Origin of the sequence: Clostridium sp. DL-VIII, assembly GCF_000230835.1 — a bacterium.
GTDB lineage: Bacteria > Bacillota > Clostridia > Clostridiales > Clostridiaceae > Clostridium.
This window is the reverse complement of the sequence record NZ_CM001240.1, coordinates 3952680-3974365: the sequence shown is the minus strand read 5'-3', so window position 1 is coordinate 3974365 and position 21686 is coordinate 3952680. Positions and strand designations below refer to the sequence as shown.

Here is a 21686-nt window from a genome sequence, read left to right as displayed (position 1 = left end):
AGTTTCATCATAAGATTTATGATAGAGTGCAATAGAGTGTTTACTTATATAAAAATATTTAATTAATTTGAGTTGTCAGATATAATAGGAGGGGAGTAAAAATAGATTGTAGAGAAAACGGTGATATATTCCAAAGATAAGAGGTAAATATGACACAGAAAAACATAACCGTAAAGAATCGAAAAAAAGAAAGATTAAAGATTAATAATCTAAATGAGCTTAAATGTGCATTAAAAAGAGAAGGGTATAACATAAATGAATTTGAGGAAGAAAAATTTAAAGAAGAAATTACACAAACTTTTAAAATAGATAGTAGTGTTGTGGAGAGATTACATACGTGCATTAAAGATGCTGATGTTATATATAGAGCAAATAATATTAGAGATTTTATTGATTATATAGAAAAAATGATATTATTTGAAAATGAACATAACAAGTTATATAAAAAAATAAGTGAAGTAAAAAAACTACATATAGATAGAATTGAATATGAAAGAGAGCCGAGATATCAGGAGAACGTTGAACATATCATAAAGGACATAGAAGAGATAAGACGCTCTACATCGGGAATAATAACAGAAAAAGAAAAAGCAAAATTGGAAAGTTTAGAGAAAGAAATAGGGAAGGAATATATTTATGCAAAGGATATTGAATTGTTAAAAAAAATGATTTCTAGTAAAAAAGAAAACGTAAAAGAGGAATATGATGATAAAACCAAAATTAAAACAATATCAATAGAAATACCTAAGCAGATTAATTATCATTATATTATACCTAAGAAGGGTACAGTAGAGTATCATGAGCATTTAACAAATAATATACCAAGAATGCAGCGTTTAACAAAGAATATAGCTAAATATATGAAGGCCTATGAAAGAGAAAAAACAACGTTTAAAATAGATCAAAGTAAAACATTACAGGATTCTATAAATATAGCATTAGCAGTATTTGATAATAAGGAATTTAAAGCAATAAGCGGCAGTAATGATATAACAAATTATTGCATCGCACCACCACAAAGTGCAGCAACTTTTAGAAGTAGTAAGGTTAATAAATTAGGTAAATTAGGGATAGGATATGATAGAGTTAACGATAGTGAAAAAAAGATACTTGAGGAAATACATAAACAAATAGAAGCAAAAGTATTGAAAAATGAAGGGAAACTTATTTTATATAGTAAATGGGAGCCGTGTCCAAGTTGCTATTTTGTAATTAGTCAGTTTTGTAAAAAGCATCCAAATATAAAAGTACAAGTAAAATATAGTAGAAGATATGGTGAATAACGGAGTCATAATTGAAGGCTTGTGAAAAGTAAAGAATCGTAAAGATAGCACTTCACCTTACCATAAAATCCACAACAAAAGTTGTGGATTTTTACATGTGAGAAAAATATATAAATTGAGAAATTAAGAAGAAATTAATTGATATTTAATAGGAATGTTACATGTAAAGCTTTTAAAATATATTATATATAAAAGTTATGTATATTTTATGCATAATATTAAAAAACACTGTATAAAAATGGTATAAAAGCCAAGTACAACTGGAGATATTAAGGATAAAATGTTAAAATATATATATTGATGCATAAAATTATGTTTGGAAAATACATAAAAAAAGTTAGTATATGGAATGTAATTACAGTGAAATAAGGTAGAAGTAATGATAATAATTTATCCTATGAAGCTTAAGGAAAGAAGGGATTTTATAAGAGTAGACTAGCAGAGTAATAGCTTAAATTAAAATCACAACATATACTTAAAAATTCTAATAATTTAAATTACATTAAAAAATAGTATAGGTAATAATTGTACATAAATTGCAAAATAAAAGTATCATCACGTAATATGTCCATAGAAACTAAGCCACATGAGTAGAAGGATAAGAAAAGGCTTTACAATAGAAGCAAATTTTGATTGTAAACTAATTTACTTGTTAGCTGCTTTTAAGGTTTAAGAAATATGCATCTATACTGCTACAATTGTAGTATTTGGGAGGGGCAAATAAATGAAATTTAAATCTATAAAGAAAAGACTTAGTGTGACATTTTTATTAATAATCTTAGTGCCTATGTGCACAGCAGGTATCATTTCAAATATAATACTTTATAATAATCTTAAAGCTTCTTATGTTAGTTCAATAGATAAGTCCATAGAAGGGGTAAACAATGTTATAGATCAAACTTATAATAGTTATGAAGCGGAGTTATCTCAGATAACTGAGAATTCAATAGCGAAGGCGGCACTTGCAAATCCCAATGGCGATGTGGTGAAAAAAGAACTTAAGGGAATAGTTAAAAGCAATCCGCAAATATTAAATGTTTATATTGCAACAAATAATAAAAACATGTATATATATCCTGAAACAACTCTTCCAGAAGGCTATGATCCAACAGGAAAGTCGTGGTATAAAGACTCAATTTCGAGTAGTAAGGTGCTTTGGCAAGATGCTTATAAAGATTTAGCAACTGGTAAGACTGTAGTAACAGCTACGAAGCAGATATTAGATGATGCAGGAAATCCGATAGGGGTTGCTGGAATAGATATTGATATAGAAAATATAGCACAGCTGTTTAATAACACTAAAATTGAAAACACTGGTGAAATATTACTAATGGATAAAACAGGAATAGTGTTAGCCACAAAAAATCAAGAGTTGTCAGGGGAAAATTTAAATCCTGATAGAGTGAATACTAATGTTGATACACAAGACCAAAAGGTAGAAAATGCTTTTAAGGATAAATCTGAAGTATCATGGGTGAAATCAATATTAGAAAATAAATCAAATTTTATGCAGGATAAATTTAATGGGAAAAATAAATTTATTTACTCATTAAATAATGAGAAATCTGGTTGGAAATTAATTGGAATGATTGATACCAGTGAGGTATATTCTAAAATTATTTCTAATGCTGTAATACTTATCGGATTCTCCCTTTTATTTATTATAGCTGCCTTAGGAGTTGGGATATCAATTTCTAAAAACCTAACAAATCATATTAATCATTTAAAAGAAGCTATGAAAAAAGGTGAAGCTGGTGATTTGAGAGTAGTCACAAATATAAATAGTTCTGATGAGCTTGGAGAGCTGGGAAAAAGATTCTCAAATATGATTGATAGTGTTAAAAGTTTGGTTATATCAGTTAAGGATTCTGCGGATCATGTATTAGATTTCTCTAAAGATCTCACTAAACAGGCAGAAGAAGTTACTACCTCTTCAGAAGAAATATCAAGAGTAATCGATGAGATCTCAAAGGGAGTTCAAGAACAAGCTTCTGAAATAGACAGGGCGTCTGATATTGCAACTGAATTTAATAATAACTTATCAAAAATTAAGGAATATAATAGCAAAATCACTACTGAAAGCCATGAGATGGAAGTCAGCAGTGAAAGGACAATGGATGCATTTAAAGAACTTAAGACAAAAAATGAAAGTACTATAAATGGAGTTTCACAAATTTCTGAGAGTATTGGAGTTTTGGTGAAAGAAACTGAAGACATTGGACAAATATTAAGTACAATATCAAATATTTCCTCTCAGACTAATTTATTAGCCTTAAACGCTGCTATAGAAGCAGCAAGAGCGGGAGAGTCTGGAAAGGGATTTGCTGTAGTTGCAGAAGAGGTTAGAGTACTTGCTGAACAATCTGGTTCATCTGCTGAACATATTAGAAATATAATTAATAAAGTTATAGAAACGACAAAAACTGCAGCCGTGAATATGGACAATATAAGATCTGATGTAGAAAATCAAAATTCAGCGGTTTCTATTACAGAACAAAGCTTTGAAAAATTAAATAAATCTATTGCAAGTATAATAGAGAAAATTTCTTCAATGAATGAAAATATTGAATCAATGTTAGTTAATAGTAATCTGCTTACTTCAAATATACAGAATATTTCATGTGTATCTGAGCAGTCAGCAGCTTCAACAGAAGAAGTAAATGCTAGTGTAGCTAATCAATTAAATGATATACAAAATGTTAAAACTCAAGCAGATGAGCTTCATAATTTAGCTCAGAAATTGGAGGCTCTTATAGAAAAATTTGAGGTTTAATATATACTATGTTATTTTACTAATTCAATAATTAAGGATATAACCAAGTGGATTTTCACTTGGTTATTTTTAATTAATTAATGCAAAATCAAAAAATAAGAAAATAGCAGCCGGGTATATACGTTTATTTAATACTTTAGGGCTACTATTTTATTTCATATGTTTTAATTACCAAATCTGTTGAAATGGTCACTTGAAACTCCTTGATCCTCTACGGATTTATGTTTCCTATTAGGATTATGATTATGACCTTCCTCAGTTATTGGAGTTTGATAATTGCATTTCTCCATTCTTGCCTTTTTATTATCTGGTTGACTATCCTTTGTCATTAAAACACCTCCTTAGTATGTCATAGTTTACTGAGTTAGTTTATACTGTATAGTACAAGTTTATACGGTATAGTACAAGTTTATCCATTTATCTTTATTTTTTTCAAAAGTATATTTACATTATCTTCAATATAATATAAAATGTGTATAAAATAAAGGCAATTAAGAACAAATTTCACAAATATATATTTTTATAATATATTTTGATTTTAAAATTTTCTATAAATTTCAAATAATGAAGCATAATGAGTTCGTCATAAATAAGCATATCATAAGAAAACTTTCATTTTTTTATTTATCATAAGAGAAATCAATAAAATAACTCCAGCTATAAAAAGAATATATAAATATTAGAATAAGTCTGTTTTAAGCAAAGCTCCAATTTTAATAATAATAATTTAAAAATGAATATATTGATAAAGTAATGAGAAATAAAGAATGCATTCTACCAATATTGAATCGTAATGCATATATTTAACATAATTTTAAGATAAACCTAAAAATGTTTTGATATAGTATGAAAATAAACAAGAAAAATTTTTATTGAAGGGAAAGAGTTATGTATTTTGATTATAAGCTCGTTATTTAACAAGATTTCCAATAGTTAAACTAATGAGTGAAATACATAAGAAAATTAAATGGGTAGGTATAAAAACACATATAACTTGAGAATGAAAGGGGAAAAGAAAAATGTATGGTAATCAAACAAATCTAACAGATATTAAAGCATTAATATTTGAAAATGTATCAAATGTAACAGGTCACAAAGTAGTAGATCTTGACTTAGAAATGTTTCTTGAAAGTGATTTAGGTATTGATTCAATAAAAATGGTCACACTTATGAATCAACTAATGAAACTTGTGCCAGCTGAGGATTTAGAGAATTTCACTTTTAAGTATCCTATAACATATTTAATGTCTATGCAGACAATAGGAGAAATTGTTCTTATGTTTGAGGAATTTTATAATGTAGAAGGATTAAATGAAGAAGTTTATGAGGAAGAAGTATCAAATAAGAAGGTTGAAACAATAAATAAAATTGACATTAAAACAATGGTATATGAACTTATATCAAATGTGACAGGACATAAAGTAGCAGATCTTGATTTAGAGATGTTTCTTGAAAGTGATTTAGGTATCGATTCAATTAAAATGGTAACTCTTATGACTGAGCTAATGAAGCTTATACCAAAAGAAGAACAAGACAATTTCAATAATAAATATCCAATAACTTATTTAATGTCGCTGCAGACAATAGGCGAAATTGTCTTTATGTTTCAAGAATTTTATAATACAGAAACTTTAACTAAGGATGGAGCAAAAGAAAAAACTGAAGCAGAAGAATTAGTGATTTTAAATGCTCAATATCCATTCCTAATATCGTATTGGTCAGTAGGAACCTTAACTATCTGTTCAGGAGTAAAGCTTGAAGGACAGTTAAATTTAGAATTGCTCCAAGAAAGCTGGCTTGAATTAATAAAAAGGAATCCAAGCTTAGCTTCAGGATTTGAAAGCAGAGAAGGTTCAAAGAGTTTTAAAGATTATAAGCTTAAAATTCATAATAGACCGTTATTACCTAAAATCAATGTGCAGGATATAAGAAATCTGCCTGAAGAAGCTAAAAATCAAACTATAAGACAAATAGTTGAAGATATAATTAATAATCCTTTTGATATTTTTAAATTTCCACTTCATAAGTTTATGGTTATTCAAACAAGTTACATGCAATATGAATTAATATTTGCGAATAACCATTTAGTCTCTGATGGCCTTTCTAATCAACAAATTCTTAGAGAAATCCTAGAGATATATTCAGGAAAGATGCAGGGAGTAAATATTAATCTTCCAAAAAAATTATCAAGAGATGAATATAACAATGCAGTTTTAGAAATAAACAATTGGAATAGTCCAGAAGAAAATAAAAGTTTGGAAAAGTATGTACAAGTAAATGGTAAAGCAAAACATAAATTTAATCCTTTTAACAATAACAAGGCAAATAATGATTTTGCATTAGTTAAGGCACAAAAATATTGGTTAAATGAAACTTTAACTAAATCACTTTTAGAAAAGTCAAGAATTTGGAGAGTCTCTTTATTTACTCTTATAGTTTCTGCATATTTGAAAACTATAAGAGAATTGGACAAAGAAAATGATGAGATAATTATAAACTTACCAACGGGTGGGAAAGTATATCCAAACATTGATGCAACAGGAATCATAGGATGCTTTGCTCAGAATATGGCATTAAATTTTAAAACAAGAGCTTCTGATGAAGATTTAATAGATTTTGTAACAGAAGTAGATAAAGAAATAAAAGAAAATATATCTGGAGGAATAGATAGAGCACAAATTTGCAGAGCTGCTAAAATGGCAAAAGAACAAGAAATGCTTGAAGATGGAAAGATGCCAAAGACAACAGCTTCAATTGTACGTTCTAGTTTAAAATCAAATCTATATCTATCTTTTGTTGGCGATACTAAGCTTAAAGAAACTTACGGAGATTTAAAGGTAATTGATTATGAAGCATATACCTCAACAAATGCAGGCGCTATAGATAATCTGGTTGAGCTTTTCCATAATAAAATTATTATCACATCTAATTATGACAGTTTACATTTTAACGAAGATAATATAAAAACACTTGTTGAAGCGTTTATTAGTAATCTTGAATTATTTGCAAGTTATCAAATAGAGATAAAAGATGATGAAATTAAGTCAAAAATTATAGAAGATAATAGGTTAATTGAAGAGCTTACAGAAATAGCTGAAGAGGTTTGTGTAACTGCTATTAACAAAGATGATATTAATAAAGATTTAGTAACAGCCTTTGGAGTTGATTCCCTTCAACTTATACGTATAATAACAAGACTAGCTAAGCTTCATAAAGGAATTGATAAAAATTCTTTATTTAAATGTAGAACTTTAAGTGAAATGGCTTTAGTAATAGAGAATAATAACAGCAAGCATGAAAATAAATCAATTATAGAAGTAAATTCACAATATGCAGATGAAATACCTTATATGCAAATTGTTAAGCAATGCAGGGAAACACCTGATTTAACAGCAATATTGTATAAAGATGAAAACATAACTTATAGAGAGTTAGATAGAATGTCAAACAAAATTGCTAATTACCTTAGAAGTCAAGGAATTAAAAGAGACTCTCTTGTTGGAATAATGGTGTATCCAGGGCCTATGATGCTTATTGGTATGCTTGGTATCATGAAAGCAGGTGCAGCTTATGTGCCAGTAGATCCTGTTTATCCAGCTGATCGTATTCAATATATAATGAAGAGCGCTGGTATAGAGATTTTACTTACTGAGCATGGTCTAAAGGAATTTTTAAGTAGATTAATAGAAAAAGATTCAAATGTACAAACTCTTATGTATTTAGATCACGGAACTCCTATGAATTTTGCAGATGATTATAATCAGGTGCTAAAAGAACACTGGATGGAAGTTTCAGATGCTGCTCCTGAATATATAAATTCACCAGATGATTTGATGACAGTATTATATACTTCTGGGTCAACAGGAAATCCTAAAGGAGTTATGCTTGGACATAGGGGGTATATGAATCGCTTAAAATGGCATCAGGATACCTTCAAATTAAAATTAGGTGAGCGTGTTGCTCAAAAGACCTCTTGTTGCTTTGATATTTCAGTTTGGGAGCTTTTTTGGCCATTAATGTATGGAGGCATAGTGTGTCCTGCAAGAAATGATATTGTTAAAAATCCATGGGCTTTAGCCGAATGGTTAATAGATACAAAGATAAACGTAATGCACTTTGTACCATCCTTATTTGGCGAATTTGTAAATTCTTTAGAAGATGATGATTATAGTTTTAAGGATTTAAGATGGTTGATTTTCAGTGGTGAAGCACTGCCAATGCCAATAATTCAAAAATGGATAGATAAGTATGGATTAGACGTAGGTCTTGCAAACATGTATGGACCTACAGAGGCATCAATTGATGTTACTTATCACAAAATTGATAAAAGACCTGGGGCAGACGGAGAAAACACTATTCCAATAGGAAAGCCTATCGCCAATGTTTTTATAAAAAACTTAGATAAAAATATGAAAGAACTCCCTGAAGGAGAAATAGGTGAGCTTTGGATTGGTGGGATTCAACTTGCTAAAGGCTATAAAAATAATAAGGAAAAAACAGAGGAAGCTTTCAAACCAAATCCATTTAAGGAAATTCCGGGAGAATACTTATATAAAACTGGAGATTTAACTACAAAGAAACCAGATGGAAGTTATGAATATCTCGGAAGGATAGATAATCAAGTGAAAATAAGAGGCTTTAGAGTTGAACTTGGAGAGATTGAAGCAGTACTTGGTGCCCATCCAAATGTAAATGAAGTTGCTGTAATTGCAATTGATTATATTGAAGGCCAAAAGCAGTTAATTGCATGGATGGCAGGGAGTAGAACTGATGATAGTGAGTTAAAAGAATTTATATTAAAAAAATTACCTTATTATATGGTTCCACATCATTTTGAATGGACAGCTGCTTTGCCAAAAACACCTAATGGCAAGCTTGATAGAAAGGATTTAAAGGAAAAATCTAAAATGAGTCTAAGTGGAGAAAAAGTTGAAGCCTTTGATACAAACAAGCTTAATATGAAAGATTCAATTGTAGAAGAGATTCCATTAGCACCTGCACAGAAATTTTTAATGAGTTACTTTGATTATCCATATCAATGGACAGGATATACAAGATTTTTATATAAGCAGCCTTTAGATTGCGATATGTTTAATAAAGCTTTAACTATAGTAGCTAATAATAATGATGCGCTAAGAAGTATATTAGTTAATAAAGACGGAAAATGGATGCAGAAATTTGTATCAGATGATCAAATAGTAGAAGCAGATTATTATGATGGTTCTCATCTTAGTGAAGAAGAGAGAAATGAAGAAATAAAAAATTTAATTAATGAAGTTATTAAGAATTTAGAGGTAGATAAATGGCCGCTTTGGAAGGTGGTTGTTATAAGGGTAAATGATTCTTCTTATGATATTTCGGTAGTTGGGCATCATTTAATTTCTGACCTTATAGCAAATCAATTATTGTTTAAAGAAATATGGAAAATTTATAAGGAGCTTATTTCTGATAGTGGTGATATTAAAATAGAAGAAACAAAATCATATAAGGATTTTGTTCTTGAAGTTAATAAAGAGAAAAATAAAAGAGCTGCAGAATTTATAGAGTATTATAAGAAGCAATTTCCTTCGGAGTCATATTCTTTTAGGATTAAAGAGGAATTGAATTTAGGAAATAATAATGAAGGATCAGCTGAATTACTAACTTTTACTTTAGATAAGGCTGAAACTTTAAAATTGCAGACTACAGGGAAAAAGTATTTTGGAACAAGTTTTTATTCAATTATTCTTGCTCCTCTTTATAAGATGCTTCAAAAGAAATACGGAAAGCAATGGGTGGTTGTCAGTCATAGAATGAATGGAAGAATGCTTGATAACAGTACATTCTTTGATACTGTAGGAAACTTTGCAATTAACTATCCTTTAGGAATTTCTATTGATAGTGACGAGAATTGGGGAAAAATAGTTAATAAGATTACAGATGGAATTAATAAGGTGCCGCTAAATGGTATAAGTTATGATTTGATTTCAGAGGAATTACCAGCGTATATGTATCCAGATTTAAAATTAACTTCTATAAGAGCAAATTACTTAGGAAACAGAAATAATAATGAGTATGATGTATTTGAATTTTCAAAGGATGAAATGGACAGGAGATATTCGCATCCTGAGCAAAAGAGAATTTCTTCAATTGAATTTTTCTTTTCAATAGTAGATGGGAAGCTAATTTTAGAAATAGAGTATTCTAAAAATAAATATGAAGAAGCTACCATAAGAACTTTAGGAAATGAGTATATTAAAGCAGTTTCTGAAATGCTTTCTTATATAAATAATAAGGAAAATTTAGTAGTAAGCAGTGGTTTAAAACCTCTTGCACCAGTAAAAGAAAATAAAAAGCAAGGTGTTTTAACAGATAAAGTCGTAATTGTAACTGGTGGAGGCAGGGGAATAGGAAAAACAATGGCTATTGAAGCAGCAGGGGAAGATGCTAAAGTTGCAATTATTTCTAGAACAGAATGGGAGCTTAAAGAAACTGAACAAGAGATTAAAAAAATAGGAGGCAGAGTTATTTCTATAGTAGCAGATATAAGCAATTATAGTGAAGTTTCTGAAGCAGTAAATAAAATCATCTCTACCTATGGGAAAATAGACGTATTAATAAATAATGCAGGTATAACAAAATTAGAAGCATTTAGTGGTATGGATGCTGATGAGTGGAAGAATATTGTAGAGGTAAATTTGTTCGGTACTTATAATATGTGTAAAGCCGTTACACCTCATTTAGTTAGTCAAAGATCAGGAAAGATTATTAATATGGGATCAGATTCGTCCTTTATTGGATACCCTCTAATGAGTGCTTATGCAGCTTCAAAACACGCAGTAATAGGATTTACAAAATCTCTGTCGGAAGAATTGAAATTAAGCAATATTCAAGTAAATGCAATTTGTCCAGCTTTTGTTGATACAAATATGACACCAGAAGCTCTAAGAAAAAAAGCTATACCTACTGAAAAAGTTGCTGATTTGGCTGTATTCCTAGCTTCGGATAAATCGGATTATATAACAGGAGAAGCTATTAAAATATTTGGAAATCAAGATATGTACTGGTTTGGAGCACATCAGATTCCAATTATTAACGCTGCAATTAAGGCACAATCAAATAAATAGGGGGAGGAATTCGAATTTATGCCTTTAAAACAGAAAATGCAGTCACTATTTTCTAATAATAAATGGATTCTTTTTGTAATAGGTTTACTTATAGGTGTTGCAATGGGGATTATAAATCCCCTCTCATCAACACATTTAAAGTCCAATAATGTAAATAGCTTATGGATTGGAATCATATCCTCGTCGTTTTTCTTATTCATGTCAATTGGATCTATTTTAGTTGATAGAAAAATGAGAAATAAAGATATTAAGGGAACTATATTAATAGGTGCGGTAATTTCAGCAACGGCTTGTGGAATTTTCCCCTTTTCATCTAATTTGGTTGTTTCACTCTTTTTAATGATATTTATGGGTATTGGTCTAAGCTTTAATTTGGTTGGAGTTCAAACCATGCTTCAAAATTTAACAGAAGAAAGTTCAAGAAGTGTAATTAGTGGTTTGTATTCACTATGCTTTGCAGTGGGTTTTGTATTATCTTCTGTCCTCGGACCTGTATTTTATGAATGGAACAATTGGGTGCCATTTATATTTCCAATATGTGCACTTCTAATTTGTCAAATAGTTATACATGCAACTTTTAAAGAAAAATTATTGTTTTCCACAAAACCAAAGATAAATACACTTAAGAAAATATCTATAGGACTTCAAGGTGGATTTCTATATGGTTTTACTGAAACAACTTTAACAACCTTGTACCCAGTTTTTTTAATACATGAACAGTATGACTTAAGAATTGCTGGATATGCTTTGGGTATATTTGTACTTGGAAGTATTATAGGGACTATGCCTATAACGTATCTATCAGATAAGCTCGGGCGTGAGAAAGTCTTATTAATGAGTATTATCGTTTCTGTATTCACAATTGCTGGAATAATGATTTTTGATAATTTTATCTTAAGATTGATATTTTCTTTCTTATCAGGATTTATTATTGGGCCTATATATCCATTGGCTATGGCAGTATCAGTTCAAAATTTGAGTAAAGAAGAGATACCTTCAGGGACTTCATTATTTACTTCTTTTTATGGTGGAGGCTCAACTATTGGCCCACTTCTCTCATCGGCGGTTATGAGCATGTTTGGAGATAATTATATTTTTAGTGTATGTTTACTATTATTTATTACATTTCCTGTTGTAATGTATTTTAAAAAAGTCAGATATGAATCAGAATCAGGATTTGATCTATAAGTATTAGAATTTTGTTAGGAGATGAAACTATGAAGGATAATAATATAAAAATGTCAATTTCTTGCGGAAAACCTATAACAAATAAATATTGTAATAAGATGAATATAGGTAACTTATTAATAGAAGCTGCAGAAAATAAAAAAGATAAAGGAATATTATTAGTGCAGGGGAATGACTCAGATATCTTTTTGAGCTATGAAGAAATATTTGAAAAGGCAATGCTTTGTTTAGGAGCTCTCCAAGAAAAAGGTATAAAGCAGGATGATTTTGCGATTATTTCCTTTCAAAATAATATTGATTTCATTATTTGTTTCTGGGCTTGTGTACTTGGAGGAATTGTAGTTGTTCCAATTTCTACACCTTCAGCCTTTAAAGGAAAAAATGCTTCTTTAGAAAAACTTATAAATGTTTGGAATACTTTAGAGAAGCCTGTAATAATAAGTGATGCGAGTATTATTAAGGGCATGAAGAACAATGAGTTATATTCTGAATGTCAAGAGATGAATATGCTTGATATATCAATTTTAAGAGAAAATACAATAAAGGGTAAAATGAATTTATCAGAAATTGAGAAAACTGCTTTTGTACAATTTAGTTCTGGAAGTACAAATACTCCAAAGGGAGTTATATTAACTCACAAAAACTTATTGACTAACATAGAAGGAATAATTGAGAGTGGAGGTTTGACTTCAGAGGATAGAGTGCTTTCTTGGATGCCATATTATCATGATATGGGGCTTATTGGTTTTCATATTTCCTTAATTGCCTTAGGAATGTTCCAAATAAATATGAATCCTATGAAATTTGTAAAGAGACCTACTCTTTGGTTTGATTTAATTTCGAAGCATAAGATAACAATGACCTCTAGTCCGAATTTTGGGTATAGATTACTTCTTAGAAAAGTTAAAGATAAACATCTTAAGGAGTGGGATTTAAGCAGCTTAAGATTAATTTTTAATGGTGCAGAGCCTATTTCAATGCCTTTGGTTAATGAGTTTATGGAAAAATTATCTGAATGTAATTTATCTGAGACAAGTATGTTTATGGTTTATGGAATGGCAGAAGCTTGCTTAGCTGTAGCATTTCCTCCAGTAAATTCAAAGCCTCTAAGTCATTTTGTCAGCAGAAATAGTCTTGTAAATAAGTCAAAAGTTGAAGAGGTGGAGGAATGTGCTAAAGATGCACTTCAAGTAGCAGATGAAGGCTATCCAGTTGCAGGGATGCAGGTACGTGTTGTAAATGATGAGGGAGAAATAGTTTCAGAGAATGTGCTTGGTGAAATACAAATTAAAGGTGATAATGTTACAAAAGGCTACATAAATAATCCAGAGGCTACAGCGAAGTCTTTCCAAGATGACTGGCTTAAAACAGGAGATACTGGCTTTATAATTGATGGAAGATTATGTGTAACAGGTCGTATTAAGGATATAATCTTTGTTAATGGACAAAATTTCTTTGCTCATGACATAGAGTTTAAATTAGAGGAAATAGAAGGTGTAGAAACAGGAAAAGTCGTAGTAGGCGGATGGCATGATGAGAAAGAAGGAAGAGAAAAGATTGCAATCTTCTCATCACTTCGTGTAAAAGAAGATGAGCTAAAGAGTTTTTATGGAAATATGCTTAGTAAAATAAGTGAAACCTTCGGAATATATATTGATTTCGTAGTTTTAGTAAAAGCCATTCCAAAAACCACTAGTGGCAAAGTAAGACGTTTCCTGTTAGTACAATCCTTCTTAGATAATGAATTTGCAGATAGTACATTAACTTCTGCAGAATTATTACTTAATATAGAAGAAAAAGCTGAGGAGGCAGATGAAGACGAATCTTTAGTTTTAAATATAAGTAGAGATAAGATAAAAGAAATTTGGGCAGATGTATTAGAAAGACCAGCACAAAGTATAGGCTATAATCAATCCTTCTTTTCTTTAGGTGGAACTTCAATAAAGGCAGTCCAAGTTTTAGGGGTGCTTGAAGATGAATTAGATATAACCTTAGGTCATGATATTTTAATTAATTGTAGAACAATAAATGAGATGGAGGAATATCTTAAAAGTTTCTCTGAGAGTAATAGCATATTAACTAATATTGATGAAAAAATATCGGGTGAAGTGGAAGAAGAAGATGGAATAGCTGTAATAGAAATGTCCTGCCGTTTCCCAGAAGCTTCGTCACCAGAGGAGTTTTGGAATAATATCGTAAGTGGTAAATGCAGTATTAGTGAAGTGCCAGAAGAAAGATGGGATGTAAATCAATATTATAGTACAAGTGGAGATCCTACAAAAACCTATTGTAAAACAGGTGCATTTATAGATAAACCATTTGATTTTGATGCCAAATTCTTTAATATATCTGATGAAGAAGCAGCAGTCATGGATCCGCAGCAAAGAATTATATTAGAATTAGTATTTGAAATACTTGAAAGAGCAGGATACTCTAAGAAAAAAGTTAGTGGGGAAAGTATATCCTTGTATATTGGCGCTGGTACAAATACATATCAGGAATATCACTTTAACACATTAAATATGTCAAGTCTTAAGAATTTCGACAGCTTTAACTCATTATCAAAAGAAGTTCAAGAATCTATATTAGAAGAATGGAAGAATAAGCTTGGTGTAACTGAATTCCACACAAACTTGCTTGTTGATAATATTCTTAATATGATCGCAGCAAGAACTTCTCAAGAATTTAATTTTAAAGGACCAAGCATGGTGGTTGATACTGCTTGTTCATCTTCTTTAGTGACAATTCATTTAGCTTGTGAAGCTTTAAAAAAAGGTGAGTGCGAATTAGCTATAGCAGGAGGAATTAATCTTCTATTAACACCAACTCCATACATTTATTTAAGTAATGCAGGTGCATTATCAACAAGTGGTATATCAAGAGTTTTTGATGCTAAAGCTGATGGATTAGTACCAGGAGAAGGCGCAGGTTTAGTTTTATTAAAACCTCTTAAAAAAGCTTTAAAAGATAAGGATAAGGTCCTTGCGGTTATTAAGGCAAGTGCTATAAATAATGATGGGCATTCTATAGGCGTTATGGCACCTAATCCAGATGGTCAACGTGAAGTAATTGAATCTTTGTATGTTAAAAGTGGAATAAATCCAAGAGATATACAATATATAGAAGCTCATGGTACTGGAACAAAAATCGGAGATCCAAGTGAAGTAAGAGCTTTAAGCAATGCCTTTAAGAGATGGAATCCAGAAAGTAATTCTATGGCAATAGGATCAGTTAAAGCAAATATTGGGCATTTGCTTAATGGTGCAGGTATAGCGAGCTTTATAAAAGTAATTTTAGCAATAAATAATAAAACTATGCCTCCAAACGTAAACTTAGATGAACTTAATCCATCAATTAAATTTGATAAAACACCTTTTTATACAATGCTAGAAGCAAGAAAATGGGAAGTTCAAGAAGGAAAAATGAGAAAAGCAGCAGTTAATTCCTTTGGTTTTGGAGGAACAAACTGCCACATGGTATTAGAAGAAGCACCTAGTGAAATTATACCAGCAGTTGAAGTCCAAGATTATTCAAGAAACAAATATGCTTTAAATCTTTCAGCAAATAGTGAAAAATCGTTACAGTTAAAGATTAATAATTTAGTTAAGTATCTCAAAACAAGTAAGGAAAATAACTTGGGAGATATATGTTATACAGAAAATGCCTTAAGAACTTCCTTTAATAAATACCGTTATAGTGTTGTTTCAGAATCAATAGAAGATTTAATAAATGAACTTCAAAATATAAAAGTAGAAGAACTTAATAGTGACGCACAACATAAAGTAGCATTAATGTTCACTGGACAAGGCTCTCAATATGTTGGAATGGGAAGAGAGTTATATAATAAACTTCCTATTTTTAAAGGATATGTAGATGAGTGCAGTGAGGTCTTTTACCCATATCTAAATGAAAAAATAACTGATTTGATTTATAGCGATAAGGCTGATGAAAGCATTTTAGCTCAAACTAATATTACGCAGCCTGTAGTATTTACTATGGATTATGCTTTTGGAAGACTTCTTATAGATTTAGGAATTAAACCGGCTTATATGTTAGGACATAGCGTTGGAGAATGGGCGGCAGCTTGTCTTGCAGATGTAATAACTTTAGAAGACGCAGCTAAAATAGTTTCTGCTAGAGGAAAACTTATGGGCAGCATAAAATCCTCTGGCTGTATGTGTGCAGTATTTACTTCAAGCGAAAAACTTGAAATTTTATTTAAAGAATTTGAAGGAGCTGTCTGGATTGCTGCTTACAATGGAACACATCAGGTTATCTCAGGAGATGAGGCAGATGTAGAAAAGTTCTGTAATAATTTACTTAAAGAAGGTATAGGCTTTAAGAAATTAAAGGTATCTCAGGCTTTCCATACACCGCTTATGGAACCAATATTAGATGCATTTAGAGAAGTGCTTAAAGAAGTGAAATTTAATTCTCCTAAAATACCTGTAATTTCAAATGTTACAGGAAAAATAATGGATGAAGCTTTTGATACAGAATATTGGATAAATCATATTCTTTCTTCTGTAAAATTTGAACAAAGTATAAAATATTTGTCTTATAAAGCTGTAGATGTGCTTATTGAATGTGGACCTGACAGAGTATTATCAAGAATGGCAAGTGGAGTGCAAGCTCAAAGTGCTAGAACAATTCTATCTTTGTCAGATCGTAAAATGGAGTCTTTTGATGTATGCTTAGCAGCACTTTCTTCATTATTTACATTAGGGTTTAACGTAGATTTTGAGAAGTTTGAAAGTGAAATTTACTATAATAAACTTCAATTACCATCATATCCTTTTGAAAGGAAAACCTATAAGCCTGATTTTGGAGACGAGAGTATTAGGGTTCCTGACGAATGGTTTTATAACTGGAATTGGAAACCTGAACCTCATAAATATGCTGACTCAGAAATCAAAGGGAATATCGTAATATTCAGTGATAATAGCGAAATTGAAGATGAGTTTGAAGAAATATTTAAGACAAACAAAATCTACGTTGTTAAAGTAGGAACAGAATATAGATTTGATGATTATAGCAAATTTATAATTAATCCAATAGCAGAAGAGGATTATGTTAAAGTCTTTAATATTATTCAAGGACCTGTAGGTGCAGTAATACATCTTTGGAACTTAAATAAGGAAAGCTTCAAATTGGAATTCGCATTTGATGATAAGGTAATGCATGAGGATATTTACAGTGTATTGTATATAGGAAAAGCTTTATCAAAACTAAATATAGAAAAAACAAAATTACTTTTAGTGACCAATAATGGTGTTTCTGTAAATGAAGAGAATAAGATTTCAAGTCCACATCAGGCTAGTGCTATAACACTTGCACAAGCTTTAGATCAGGAAAATGCTTTTATAGATTCATATTGTATCGATGTAGATAAAAAAGAATATGAATCTAATAGAGAAATTGCTCAAATTTTATCTGATGAAATAAAGCATGATTTAAGCAAGGAAGGAATAGTTGCTATTAGAGGTGGAGTAAGATTTATAAGAGAATTATCAGATGCTATTAAATTTAATCAAACTTCTAAGATTAAATTTAATGATGGTGAAACTTATTTAATTACTGGAGGCGCAAGTGCTGTAGGCTCTGAAATAGCTAAGGTTATTGCAAAAAAAGCTAAAATAAATCTTATTTTAACAGGTAGAGAAGAATTGCCATTAATAGAAAAGTGGGAAGAGGAGCTGGCTAATAATACAAGGTATGCTAAAAAGATAAGTATAATAATGGAACTAAAAGAACTTGGAGCAAATGTAATTTATGAAGCTGTAGATGTAACAAAAATAGGAGATATGAAAGCTCTAGTGGAGAGAATAGCCGATGAATATGGAGCTATCTATGGAGTTATTCATGCAGCAGGAACCTTTGATTCCAAAACTTTAAAACTCTTGGATAAGAATATTAAAGTCATAAATAAGATTATAGAGCCAAAACTAAAGGGTGGTATAATAACTGATTTAGTTACAAGAAAAGAACCATTAAAGTTTTTTGTTATGCTATCTTCAGTATCTTGTTCAGAAAAGCTTTGGTCAGCAGGTGTTGGTGATTATGCAGCTGCGAATGCCTTTTTATCAGCATATAGCTATTATAGAGCAGCTGATAATGCACCAGGGAAAACTATTGCTTTAAATTATTCTCTATGGGCAGGAACTGGAATGGGATCTGATTTTGGAAACGGTGCTTTACTAGCCTTAAAAGCTCAAGGGTTAAATCCTCTTCCTGCTAAAAAAGCGGCAGAAGCCTTTATAAGAGCTTTATCAGTTGAAAGTCAAAATGTTATTCATATAATAGATAAAATTGAGATTTCAGATGTTGAGAAATCTTCAACTATTAAAATGCCTCAAGTAAACTCAAGAAAATTAAAAAATATAAAAGAAATTGTTTATAAGGTTATAGCAAAACAGTTAAAGGTTGAAGAAGATAATTTTGATGTTGGAAAGAATTTTCTTGAGTTAGGTTTAGATTCACTTGGGGCAGTAAAGGTTATGGAAATGCTTGGAACAAGTATTGGCATGGAGCTATATCCTACTTTAATATTTGAATACCAAACTCCACAAGCTTTAGCAGAATATATAGAAATGACTTATTTAGAAGGATTTGAAGAAGCTGCAGTTAGTAAAATTAATGATTTGGATACAGAGGTTATTGAAACTGAAAGGTCCAAGGATATTGCAATAATCAGTGCTAGTCTTAGAATACCAGGTGCAAATAATTTGAATGAATACTGGAGAATTCTAGAGAATGGAGAATGCGTAATAAGAGAAATACCAGAAGATAGATGGCCTGCAAATGATCACTATAGTGAAGATATGAATTCTGCCTATACATCATATTCTAAATGCGGTGGATTTATAGATAATCCATATGAATTTGATCCTTTGTTCTTTGGGATGTCTCCAAGTGAAGCAACTGTTACTGATCCACAACAGAGAATTTTCTTAGAGATAGCATGGGAGGTTATGCAGCAGGCTGGCTATGGTGGAAGATATTCCACAAATAATATTGGAGTTTTTGTGGGAAGTGAGCAAAATGGATATTCAGAGCATTTTAATAACTATAGAATTTACATGGAATTAAAAGATAAACTGTTAAAGAATCAAACCTTCAATAATATGGAGTCTAATGAAAAAAGTGAAATTATGTCTAATATATTAAATGTACTTAAGCCGGCAAAGATGGTGCCTGATGCAGTAGCTGGAAATAGCCTAAATGAGGTGGCAGCTAGAGTAAGCCATTGTTTAAATCTTAGTGGACCAAGTTTAACAGTTAATTCAGCTTGTTCATCTTCGCTTTCAGCATTGCATTTAGCTTGCGAAAGTATTAGAACAGGGCAATGTAAGATGGCGATAGTTGGAGGCGTGAACTTAAATACTAGTCCTACTCCATTTATTGGATTAAGTAGAGTTCAAGCTTTATCAAAAACAGGTGCGTGTTATCCATTTGATGACAGAGCAGATGGAATGGTACTGTCAGAAGGAGCAAGTGCAATCTTATTAAAACCATTGGAGGATGCAATTGCAGATAACGATAATATAATGGCTGTAATTAAAGGTTCAGCTATGAATAATGATGGACATTCTCAAGGTATAACAGCACCAAGACCACAAGGACAAGCTGATGCAGTAATAAAGGCATATTTAGATGCAAAGATTAATCCAGAAACAGTATCATATGTAGAAACTCACGGGACTGGTACACCTTTAGGAGATCCAATTGAAATTGAAGGTATGGCTAAAGCATTTCGTGCCTTTACTTCGGAAAAAGGATTCTGTGCTATAGGATCAGTTAAATCATCAATAGGCCATATGTTATCAGCATCTGGAATAACTAGTTTAATCAAAGTTGTTCTTGCTCTAGAAAACAAGAAGATACCACATACAATAAACTATAACAAGACAACAACTAATAGAAATATAGATTTTGCGAACTCACCATTTTTTGTAGCAGCTGAAAAAACGATGGAATGGGAAAGGAGTGGTGTAACTCCGTTAAGAGCAGGGGTAAATGGTTTTGGCTTTGGAGGGACAAATGTTCATGTGATTTTAGAAGAAGCTCCAGAAAAGAAGAATATTGAAAAGGGAGAGGAAGATTTTCCTTATTTATTACAGTTAACTGGTAGGAATCAAAGTGTTATAAAAAATATAGCATTGAATCTAAAAGAATATGTTAAGGGGCATGAAGGCTTAAATACTGCTTCAATTTGCTTTACTATAAATAGTAATCAAAAAGAATTAAGTACTAAAAATTCAGCTGTAGTAGAGTCAAAGGAGCACTTGTTAGAAATACTTACTCACTTAATAAATAACGAGGATAGTGAATGTATTTATAAAGGACGATCTAACCCAAATAGGCAAACAGAAGCTTATTTAATTTTAGATGGTAATATGAAAAAAGTTGAGAAATGTAAAGAAGACTTAAGTTCACGATTTGATGCTTTCAACATTGCATATAAAGAGTGTTTGAAGGTCGTAGAGAAAAACATTTCTAATGAAGAAATATTAGATTTTGAGAGTTTTGCAGTTCAATATGCCTTCGGAGTTTTACTAAGTAATTTTGAAATGAAGATTTATGGGATAATTGCAGAAGGAACAGGAATTTTAGCAGCATCTGTTTTGACTGGAAAAATGAGCTTAAAGCAAGCATTAGAAGAAATAGTAGGAACTATTAGAGCTGAAAAGGATGATGTTTTAGAAGGCGATAAAAATGCAGTATATTTAAATTGTTCTATATTAACATCAACAGGAGTTTTAGAAGATGTATTTAATGTTTCTCAAAATGATGATAAAAATATTAAAAGTTTAAATGTATTCGCTAATAAAAATCAAGTGATTATCTATCCGGGCAACTTTAATGAAATTAAAAACAAAGAATTTTATGATGATAAAAACTTTAACTGGATAAATATGGATATAACTAGAAATCCAGTAAAATCTATTATGTCAGCCTTTGCTAAAATATATACTCTTGGAGTTAGATTTAATCCAAGTAAATTATTCAAGGGAAACATAAAGAAAGTAATGCTTCCAACTTATCCATTTGAAAATGAAACTTATAAAGTATCTTTTGAGGAAGAATTAACTTATAAGGAAGCGGACTATATTTCGATGCAAAGAAATGGATTAAGAAAGATGGAAATGAAGCACGCACTTTCTAATAGTGAAAAAAGATCGATTTCTAATCAACTGGCTATAGACATAGAAAAGTAAACTATCTAGAAAGGCAGCGAAATAGGTAAGAATTATTAATCTTATTTAATGCAAAGGGTTGTGTAGAAAAATAACAAATTAAAGATTTTGTATCATGCACAGATGCAAATTGACCTAA

General features: G+C 30.6%; 6 protein-coding genes. 5 read left to right on the top strand and 1 reads right to left on the bottom strand.

The features are described from left to right. The first annotated feature begins 149 nt into the window (after window positions 1–149). Together CDLVIII_RS18270 and CDLVIII_RS18265 are read left to right on the top strand one after the other, a co-directional pair. The gene (locus CDLVIII_RS18270; protein WP_009170946.1) at window positions 150–1283 is read left to right on the top strand and encodes a deaminase domain-containing protein; all 1134 of its coding nucleotides are present in this window, start codon (window positions 150–152) and stop codon (window positions 1281–1283) included. 724 nt (window positions 1284–2007) lie between these two features. After that, entirely contained in the window at window positions 2008–4056 is a 2049-nt protein-coding gene (locus CDLVIII_RS18265; protein WP_009170945.1) for a methyl-accepting chemotaxis protein, read from the top strand. Between the two features lie 164 nt (window positions 4057–4220). On the opposite strand, the gene CDLVIII_RS31430 is transcribed toward CDLVIII_RS18265, so the two are convergent. Next, window positions 4221–4385: a hypothetical protein gene (locus CDLVIII_RS31430; RefSeq protein ID WP_009170944.1), complete on the bottom strand. Its 165-nt coding sequence runs from the start codon at window positions 4383–4385 to the stop codon at window positions 4221–4223. 690 nt (window positions 4386–5075) lie between these two features. On the opposite strand from CDLVIII_RS31430, the gene CDLVIII_RS18260 reads away from it, so the two are divergent. The 3 genes from CDLVIII_RS18260 to CDLVIII_RS18250 are packed head-to-tail and all read left to right on the top strand — an operon-like array spanning window position 5076 to window position 21568. Further along, a complete protein-coding gene (locus CDLVIII_RS18260; protein WP_009170943.1) occupies window positions 5076–11162 on the top strand; it encodes a non-ribosomal peptide synthetase in 6087 nt (2028 codons plus the stop codon). A gap of 18 nt (window positions 11163–11180) precedes the next feature. Beyond that, window positions 11181–12350, top strand: coding sequence for an MFS transporter (locus CDLVIII_RS18255; protein ID WP_009170942.1), 1170 nt, complete (start codon window positions 11181–11183; stop codon window positions 12348–12350). A 29-nt stretch (window positions 12351–12379) separates the two neighbouring features. After that, window positions 12380–21568 (top strand): type I polyketide synthase, encoded by a 9189-nt coding sequence (locus CDLVIII_RS18250; protein WP_009170941.1) that lies wholly within the window; start codon window positions 12380–12382, stop codon window positions 21566–21568. The last annotated feature ends 118 nt before the right edge of the window (window positions 21569–21686 follow it).

What these genes read in the sequence shown, in the direction of transcription:
- CDLVIII_RS18270 (WP_009170946.1), top strand. Translation starts at nt 150, where the DNA reads ATGACACAGAAAAACATAACCGTAAAGAATCGAAAAAAAGAAAGATTA.
- CDLVIII_RS18265 (WP_009170945.1), top strand. Translation starts at nt 2,008, where the DNA reads ATGAAATTTAAATCTATAAAGAAAAGACTTAGTGTGACATTTTTATTA.
- CDLVIII_RS31430 (WP_009170944.1), bottom strand. Translation starts at nt 4,385, where the DNA reads ATGACAAAGGATAGTCAACCAGATAATAAAAAGGCAAGAATGGAGAAA.
- CDLVIII_RS18260 (WP_009170943.1), top strand. Translation starts at nt 5,076, where the DNA reads ATGTATGGTAATCAAACAAATCTAACAGATATTAAAGCATTAATATTT.
- CDLVIII_RS18255 (WP_009170942.1), top strand. Translation starts at nt 11,181, where the DNA reads ATGCCTTTAAAACAGAAAATGCAGTCACTATTTTCTAATAATAAATGG.
- CDLVIII_RS18250 (WP_009170941.1), top strand. Translation starts at nt 12,380, where the DNA reads ATGAAGGATAATAATATAAAAATGTCAATTTCTTGCGGAAAACCTATA.